The organism is Streptomyces sp. NPDC030814 (genome assembly GCF_055572155.1).
Genome location: NZ_JBVIDX010000050.1, coordinates 26212 through 32457, shown reverse-complemented (window position 1 = coordinate 32457; position 6246 = coordinate 26212). Strand labels below are relative to the sequence as shown.

At 70.1% G+C, this 6246-nt stretch carries 5 protein-coding genes; 1 reads left to right on the top strand and 4 read right to left on the bottom strand.

All coding sequences use genetic code 11. The annotated features are described in order from the left end of the window. Positions 1-431: 431 nt before the first annotated feature. The gene (locus ACZ43N_RS42435) at positions 432-581 is read right to left on the bottom strand and encodes a hypothetical protein (protein WP_468105197.1); all 150 of its coding nucleotides are present in this window, start codon (positions 579-581) and stop codon (positions 432-434) included. 100 nt (positions 582-681) lie between these two features. Continuing rightward, on the bottom strand, positions 682-1821 hold the full coding sequence (gene solA, locus ACZ43N_RS42430) for an N-methyl-L-tryptophan oxidase (RefSeq protein ID WP_468105195.1): 1140 nt from the start codon (positions 1819-1821) through the stop codon (positions 682-684). A 1180-nt stretch (positions 1822-3001) separates the two neighbouring features. Between solA and ACZ43N_RS42425 the strand changes: the two genes are divergently transcribed. Further along, positions 3002-3457, top strand: a complete 456-nt coding sequence (locus tag ACZ43N_RS42425) for an Lrp/AsnC family transcriptional regulator (protein ID WP_468105193.1) — start codon at positions 3002-3004, stop codon at positions 3455-3457. 131 nt (positions 3458-3588) lie between these two features. Here ACZ43N_RS42425 and ACZ43N_RS42420 read toward each other — a convergent pair whose 3' ends face one another. Both ACZ43N_RS42420 and ACZ43N_RS42415 read right to left on the bottom strand, forming a co-directional pair. Next, positions 3589-5019 carry an aldehyde dehydrogenase family protein gene (locus tag ACZ43N_RS42420; protein ID WP_468105191.1) on the bottom strand — a complete coding sequence of 477 codons (1431 nt, stop codon included), beginning with the start codon at positions 5017-5019 and terminating at the stop codon, positions 3589-3591. Then, complete coding sequence (locus ACZ43N_RS42415) at positions 5012-6100, bottom strand: homoserine dehydrogenase (RefSeq protein WP_468105189.1); 1089 nt, start codon at positions 6098-6100, stop codon at positions 5012-5014. The genes ACZ43N_RS42420 and ACZ43N_RS42415 overlap by 8 nt, the downstream gene beginning before the upstream one ends. Positions 6101-6246: the final 146 nt, after the last annotated feature.

Here is a 6246-nt window from a genome sequence, read left to right as displayed (position 1 = left end):
TCAACCGAAACCCACAACTGCCATGGTCATTCCTCGCCCACACCGGCCTGACCATCCACCCACCACATCCACCGAACTTACGAAAAGATCAGTAGGCATCCCCCCTTACGCTTCGTCCCATGAACTCACCCAGGGATGGAGCAGCACCCCGACTCGAACGGCTCCGTCGACGGCGGTCGCAGTAGGTGCTGTTCCTGTGTGACGTAATCGCCGACGCTGCGGGTTCGGCCCCGCAGTGTCGGCACTCGTCGCGTCGAGAACGCGTCGGGGTGGTCATGGAGCACCACGTCGTCCCGGGCCGACGACGCGGCCGGCGGTGTCGACTGCGGCGAGAGCGGTCGCGACGGACGTGGAGATGCGGCCCGTCAGCGCTCAGGCGTGCAGGGTGACGAGGGTGGCGAGTTCCGTGCCGGGGCGGACGGAGAGCCCGTTCATGCCGTAGATGATCGTTCCGGCTCCAGCAGCCCGGCCAGGAGGGTGGCGGCGTCGACGCCGATGAACTCACCGCCGTGCACACCTCCCGTGATCGCCACCCTGGGTCCGGGACGGGACCCGTTGACGAGGATCAGCGGGACGTCCACCGATGTGGTACCGAGGTCGGCGGGCAGGCTCCCCCGGCTCTTCTGCCCGGGCTCGGCGCGCAGCAGCCGATGGTCAGGTCATGTCTCAACCTCGTTCGGATCAGGCCGCGGTGCGGCCGGTTGTGGTGATGAAGTCGATCGGCTGGGAGGTGCGGCCCTCCAGGGCGAGGTCCGCGGCGATGTCGCCCATGGCGGGCGAGAGCTTGAAGCCCTGGCCGGAGAACCCGGCCAGCAGGACGATGTCGTCGCAGCCCGCCAGCGGTCCGACCAGCGGCCGGGTGCTGTCGGTGTAGCCCTCCATGAAGACCGACAGGCGCACCGGATCGGGGTTCAGGCCCGGCAGATGGCGCCGCACCGCCGCCGTGAAGGTCTCCAGCTCCTCCGGAGCGACGGTACGGTTCAGGCGGTTCGGGTCGTCCACGAGCTTGTGGTGGGCCTGGGGCAGGCCGAGCTTGACAGCCAGGCCGTCCGGGGACGGGATGCCGTAGAAGGGGATGTCGCCGCGGCGGACGAAGGCGGGGCGCTCCCCGTCTGCCGGGTGGTCCTCGTAGGGCAGGAACCAGGCGCTGATCGCCCGGTAGACGCTCACCTCCCACGGCAGGTCGGGGAGCAGGTCACCCACCCATGGCCCCGGGGTGACGACCGCGGCGTCGAAACGCTCCGCGCCGGTGTCGGTGCGGATTTCCACGCCTCCGCCGGCGACGGGAGTGACCTCCCGCACCGGCGTGTAGCGGCGGATCCGGGCGCCCAGTTCCTCGGCGTGCCGGGCCGCGGTCTGGATGGTCAGCTCGGGGCGGATGAAACCCGCGTGGCGGTCGAGAATCACCAGGTCACCGTCGTCGACGCGGAACTGGGGGAAACGCTTGGTCATCGCGTCGGCGTCGATCACCTCGTGGTTGAGGCCGTGCTCGGCGATGACGTCGACGACGGTACGCATCTCGGGGTCCTCGGCCGGCCCCATGAACAGGGCTCCGGTCAGGCGACGGAGTTCCCGCCCGGTCTCCGCCTGCAGTTGCTTCCAGAGGGCGTCGGCATGCCGGACGAGCGGCACGTAGCGACCGTCGTCGGTCTGCACGCTGCGGAAGACCCGGGTCTCACCGCCGCCGGCACTGCGGTCGTGGCCGGGGGCGAACCGGTCGTATCCGACGACCTCGGCGCCGCGGGCGGCCAGACGCCAGGCGGCCTGGCTGCCCATCGTTCCCACACCGACGACGGCGACACGCTTCCTGGCAGCTGACACAGGACTTTCCTTTCGTACCGCCGAGACGCATGCCGGCCTCGACGCGGGGATGCTCGATTCGAATGGGTTGGGACGGGGCCCCGGCTTTCAGGAAGCCCCCGGGTTCGCAACCACCGTGTCCGGGAGTCCCCGGTTCACTTCTGCGAGGAACGGACGTGCCGCAATGTGGAACGACGTGCTGAAATATGGCACAGACAATGGCAGCGACTCAGAAGGGGGTCAAGAGGGCGTCGGGCAGAAATTCCGGGAAGCACCAGGGGAAACAGGGCGGCACGGGCACGGCACCTACCACCGCCCGGGCACCGCGCGCGACGGGGCGTCGGCGAGGTGCACCAGGGCCGCGCCCCGCGCAGGAAGAACCTCGCCTACTGGGCGCCCACCGCCCCCAGCACGGGCAACAGTTGCACAGCCGCAGAAGTGTGTCGTCGTCGCCGAGGCCCCCGACCTTGACCAGCACAGGCAGCGGGTGGCCATCGAGGAGGGCGCCGCGGGCGCTGCCCGGTTCCGGCTCGCCGATCAAAGGCGATGCCGGTGGCACCGAGGGCGTGGAACACCGTCGCGGCGGTCTCGCCGCCGGTGATCACGAGGGCGTCGATGGCGTCCCGGTCGGCCAGCAGTCGGACCCTGGTGACCAAAGACGCGGCAAGGGCCTGCGCGGCGGCGGCGCGGTGGCGCTCGTCGGGGGTTCGCAAGGTGAGCACCTCGGCGTTGAGTCGGCGCACCGCGGCAAGCGACTCTCCCGGGTCCTCGGTGACACACGTTCCCTCGACATTGCCCCGGGCGTGAAGGGCGGCCAGCCGCCGTCGGCTTGCCGCGTTGGCGCTGCCGACGACCACCAGAGGACGCCGGGCCCGCTCCAGGGGCGGCGTGGGCCGGGCGACGCGGCGCGCGCAGCGGCGAGCAACACCCCCCTAGCCCCGGGGAGCCGACCCACAGCACCTGCCTCTTGACTCCCCAGCGAGGCACTGCCATCCTCTGTGCCGAAATGCAGCACGATATGCCACATTACGGCATGGTTCCGAAAGTGAGACGGCGGTCGGCGAGACATGACGTTTCGAGCCGCACATTCTCCGAAGCGTCTGGCTCCCGCCCGAACCATCGCGGCTCGAAGGGGCTCACGCTGCGGGCCGGCGCGGCGTGGGCAGGCGGGCCCGACCGATTCGCGAAGGAGACGGTCCACGTGGACGCCATCGACCAGAAGATCATCGCCGAGCTGACCCGCAACGCTCGCATCCCGCACTCCGAGCTGGCCGGCAAGGTGCTGCTGTCCCGCAACGCGGTGCGCCAACGCATCGAACGGCTGGAGCGCCAGGGGCACATCGCCGGCTACACCATCGTCCGCGCCGGCGGCGACACCGGCGATGTCATCTCGGCGCTCGTCCTCGTCTACCGCCAGGACCGAATGCGCGGCGGCGATGTGCTGGCCGCGCTCAAACGCATTCCGGAGGTGGTCATCTGCGAGATCCTCAGCGGCGACTTCGACCTCATGGTGCGCCTGGAGGCGGCCTCGCTGGAACGCGTACGGAGCATCTGGGAGGACATTGCCCGGATGCCTGGCGTACGAGACACGGTCACGGCGCTCACCCTGTCCAGGGTGGTCGACCGCCCGCGCGGAGAGCGGAGTTCGACGCCATAGGCGTGAGCAGCGGAGTTGCCCGTGCTCCCCTCCATCGTGATCGACCCCGGACGGTGGCCGACGCCCGCACCGCTCAGCGTCGGCCGGAACGCAGAGCCCGCCCGGAAAGTCCCGCTCGGTACGGAAGGCGCTCATTGGACCACTTCGGTGATGTGGTTGATGCAGACGACCTTGGGCTGGGTCATCTCCTCGAAGGCGAAGCGCACGCCTTCGCGGCCCATGCTGCCGTACTTGAACCCGCCGAACGGCATGGCGTCGAGGCGGTAGTCGGAGGAGTCGTTGATCATCACTCCGCCGGCATCCAGCAGCCGGGCCGCGGTCAGGGCGCGGTCCAGGCGGGAGGTGAAGATGCCCGCGTGGAGGCTGTAGTCGATGGCGTTGGCCTGCTCGACGGCGTCCTCGAAGGATGTGAACGGCTGCAGCACGACGACCGGGGCGAACACCTCCTCCTGCCAGATCGAGCAGGTCGCCGGGACGTCTTCCAGGACGGCCGGCGTGTACAGGGCGCCGGTGGCGTTGTTGCCGCATAGCAGCCTCGCGCCCTGGGCCACCGCCGTGTCGACCTTGGCCCGGGTGGCGGCCGCGGCATCCGGGGTGATCATGGGGCCGACGTCGGTGCGTTCGTCGAGCGGGTCGCCGACGCGCAGCTGCTTGGTGCGGGTGACGAAGGCGTCGCGGAAGCGTTCGTAGACCTCGGTGGCGATGAGGATGCGCTGGGTGCCGATGCAGTTCTGGCCCGCGGCCCAGAAGGCGCCGGAGACGCAGGAGGCGACGGCCTCGTCGAGGTCGGCGTCGTCCATGACGATGACCGGGGCGTTGCCGCCGAGGTCCATGGCGAGCTTTTTCAGGCCGGCGGTGCGGGAGATGGCTTCGCCGGTGGCGAATCCGCCGGTGAAGGACACCATGCGTACGTCGGGGGCGGCGACGATCGCGGCGGCGATGCCGGCGTCGCCGTTGACGACGGTGACGATCTCCTCGGGCAGGCCGGCCTCGATGAGGGTGTCGACCAGGCGCAGCGCGGACAGCGGGGTCAGGGCGGACGGTTTGAGGATGACCGCGTTGCCGCCGGCGATGGCGGGGCCGAGTTTGTGGGCGACGAGGTTGAGGGGGTCGTTGAAGGGGGTGATGGCGGCGATGATGCCCAGGGGTTCGCGGGTGAACCAGCCCTGCCGTTTCTCCGAGCCCTCGTGGGAGTCGAAGGGGATGACCTCGCCGGCGTTGCGCCGTGCCTCGGCCGCGGACAGGGACAGGGTGTTGACCGCGCGGGCGACTTCCTTGCGGGCCTGGGTGATGGTCTTGCCGGCCTCGCTGACGATCAGCTGGGCGAAGGACTCGGCACGCCGCTCGATCAGGCGGGCGGCGCGTTCCAGGACGGAGGCCCTGGAGGCGCGGGACAGTGCGGCCGCGGTGCGGCGCCCGCACCGGGCCTGCTGCAGGATGCCGCCGACGGCGCCTGCGTCGACGGTGGGCACCGAGGCGATGACCTCGCCGGTGTAGGGGTTGTGCACGGGCGCCGTGTCGGCGCCCAGTTCGATGCCGGGGGGTACGACGGTGTCAGACACGGTGAGCCTCCTTCAGAACGGGGCGGATGGGGGCGGTGTCGTCGTCCGCGTGGCGCTGGTGGATGGCGATGATGTCCGACAGCAGGGCGTAGGCGGTCTCGATGCGGCCGGCTCCCGGTCCGGACACCGTGACGGTGCCGAGGAGGTCGGTGGTGAAGGCGACCGCGTTGACCGGGCCCGGGATGTGGGCGAGCGGGTGCTGGGCGGGCAGGGCGAGGGGGGCGACGCGGGCGTGAACGCTGCCGTCCTCGTGGCGGGTGGCGGAGCCGACCAGCTTCCAGCGCAGCCCCTTCGAGGCGGCGTCCCGCACCTCGTGGGCAGAGAGCGCGGCGATGCCCTCGCAGGAGACGTCCTCGCGGCGCAGGTCGGCGCCCAGAACCTCGTTGGCCAAGATCATGATCTTGAGTTGGATGTCGTGGCCCTCGATGTCCGCGGTGGGATCGGCTTCGGCGTACCCGAACTCCTGGGCTTCGGCGATGGCCGCCGCCAGCTCGAGGCCCTCTTCGAGACGGCCGAGGATGTAGTTCGAGGTGCCGTTCATGATGCCCTGGACGCCGGTGATCTCCAGGCCGCCGAACATGCGCTGGGCGGTGCGCAGGATGGGGGTGCCGCTGAGTACCGAGCCCTCGAACTCGAAGCTGACACCGCGCTCCGCGGCCAGCCGCTTCAGCGCACGGCCGGCGTGTGCGACCGGTCCCTTGTTGGTGGTGCACACGTGCTTGCCCGATTCCAGGGCCCAGCGCACATGGGAGAGGGCGGGTTCGCCGTCGGCGGGGTTGGTGAACGTCGCCTCCGCGACGATGTCCGCCGGGACCTCGCGGATCACCCACTCGTTGCGCGGATCCGCGCTGCCGCCGGCAAGGCCCGCGAAGTTCAGCTCCCCGGGTTCGGCGGCCAGCAGCGGCGCCAGATCGATGCCGTCGGTGTCCACCAGGGAACCTGCTCGCAGATCGGTGATCGCCACCACTCGCAGGGCGAATCCCAACTCCTCGGCCAGGCGCGCACCGTTGTGGGATATCAGCTCGGCAAGCGCGCGATTGACGCCGCCGAACCCGATGAGGGCGAGATCGTATCGGCCCATGAGAACGCTCCTTCACAGTCCGCCGCCTTCACGGTGCGGCTGCTTGAGAGCCTCGCTTGTCTGCCTGTCACCTGCTCCATGCCACAACGGCCACGCAACATGCCGATCTGCTCTGTGCCATGGCAGTTCGCCCTACCCCGAGTCGG